Below are 383 nucleotides of genomic sequence, written 5' to 3'. Positions count from 1 at the left end.
AAGGATGTGATGTACTGCTTTTGCTGAAAGTCATGCGACAGCACGGCCAGCGGGCTGGCTGAGCGCCGGTTCAATGCAACTGCAACAAAACGCCACTCCGCGCAGCCCGCCTGCATCGCAATAGCCAGCGTGCCCTCAGCCAGTTCATAGCCATGTCGCTCCGCCATACGCAACAAATCCGTTTCATCGGGTTGTAAGCCAGGTTGAAAACGTAAAGTAATCGCAATCGCGGCCCGCGCCGGTAGCCAGGCTTCGAGTTTGTGCACCCAGATCATGCAGGCGGCGGATAACAGCGCCAACAATATCGCAGCAGCATAAAATCCTACGCCAACCAGGATACCAATGGCCGAAGATGCCCACACCGAGGCTGCCGTGGTCAGTCC

General features: G+C 57.2%; 1 protein-coding gene. It reads right to left on the bottom strand.

The window, feature by feature from the left end; genetic code table 11:
• A partial coding sequence (locus KDM89_RS20245; RefSeq protein WP_212689667.1) for an MgtC/SapB family protein occupies positions 1-383 on the bottom strand: 383 nt, incomplete at both ends.

It is taken from the genome of Cognatundibacterium luofuense (assembly GCF_018139685.1).
GTDB lineage: Bacteria > Pseudomonadota > Gammaproteobacteria > Burkholderiales > Burkholderiaceae_D > Undibacterium > Undibacterium luofuense.
Note: the sequence above shows the minus strand (reverse complement) of the source record. Positions and strands in the feature narration are given on the sequence as shown.